Origin of the sequence: Streptomyces sp. NPDC057654 (assembly GCF_042800135.1) — a bacterium.
Taxonomy (GTDB): Bacteria; Actinomycetota; Actinomycetes; order Streptomycetales; family Streptomycetaceae; genus Streptomyces.
Map to the genome: position 1 here is coordinate 1 of NZ_JBHVHQ010001355.1, position 1,440 is coordinate 1,440.

1 protein-coding gene is annotated in these 1,440 nt (G+C 75.7%); it reads left to right on the forward strand.

Translation table 11 applies throughout. From position 1 onward, the window contains the following. Positions 1-39 precede the first annotated feature (39 nt). Positions 40-1,323 (forward strand): MFS transporter, encoded by a 1,284-nt coding sequence (locus ACFU99_RS43575; RefSeq protein WP_384404308.1) that lies wholly within the window; start codon positions 40-42, stop codon positions 1,321-1,323. Positions 1,324-1,440: the final 117 nt, after the last annotated feature.

Sequence of the window (1,440 nt, forward strand, 5' to 3'; positions counted from 1 at the left end):
CCCCCGGCCCGTCCCGGCCTTCTACCGAGCGGTGTTGTCATGCCCCCCTCCGCCGGCCGTCTCCTGACGCGCAGCTCCCTCATGCGCGCCAGTGATGCTCTGGCCACCTCGATCGCCACCTACGCCATCCCCCTGCTGATCCTGACGACCACCGGCTCAGCCTCCCTGACCGGCGTGGCATTCCTCCTGGAATGGCTGCCCCGCCTGGCGGCCTTCACCGTCGGCGGACCGCTGGTGGACCGCTTCCGCCCCGACCGTGTCTTCCGCGCGGCCACCACGGCCCGCGCAGCGCTGTTCGCCGCGGCCGCCCTCGCCCTCGCCCTGCTGCCGTCCTCGGGGAACACCACCACCGCCGTGGTGATGGCCGTCGGCGCGACCGGCGGCCTGCTGGCCCAGGGGTCGTTCGTGGCGGTGGAGACCGCCGGCGCGCACGCCAGCCGCGCCGCGGGCGCCCAGGCCCACCGGGTGCAGTCCGTCCAGATCGGCATCGACCAAGGCGCCCTGCTCGCCGGCCCGCTGGCCGGCGCTCTCCTCCTGACGGGCGGGCCTGCGGTGATGCTCACCATGGTCACGGCGCTCTCGGCGGCAGCCGCGGCAAGCACCGTCCCCGCCGAGGCCGCGACGGCACCGGCCGACGGCCCGGCCGCCGTCTGGCCGGGACTGCGCACCGGCTGGCACACCGTCCGTGCCATCCCGGCACTGGCCTGGCTCGTCACCGGCCTGGTCGCCAGCAACCTGGCGGTCGCCGTCACCCAGGCCAGCTCACCGATCACCGTACTGACCGACTACGGCAGCTCCCCCCTCGCCGTCGGCACGATATGGAGCGCCGCCGGCGTCGCGTCCCTGGGCGCCGTCGCCGCCACCCGCCGCGCCGTCGACCGCTTCGGCCTGTGGCCGGTCGGCGCGAGCGCCGCCGCCACCGCCTGCGCCGCCTGCCTGGCCGCCGCTCTCGCCCCCGGCCTGGGCGCCTACGCCGTGGCGATCGGCGTCCTGATGGCCGGCGAGGGCGCCATCACCGTCGTCCTGCGCACCCTGCGCTCGCGCCTGATCCCCGCCGCCGTCTTCGGCAGCACGCTGAGCGTGACCATCGTCCTCGTCGTGCTCCCCATGCCGCTCGCCGGAGCCCTGGTCGCCGTCCTGCCCGCCACCGACCTGCCGGCGCTGCTACTGGCCTGCTCCCTCCTGCAAGGCCTGGTGATGACCGTCGCCTTCCGCGGGCTGCGCCGCCACCGCGCCTCCTACACCCCCTCCGTCCCGCCGACGCCGGAACCGCCCGCGGCGGCCCCGTCGGACGAGCCCGACCTCGCCCTGCCCCTCGCCTGAACACCACCCACCCGCACCCCCGGGAGTCTCAATGATGAAGTCAAGCCGTTTGCGTGACCGGCGGGACGGAGGTGAACACCCGGTTGTCGCGCAGCAGGGCCCACAGCACGCTGGCCC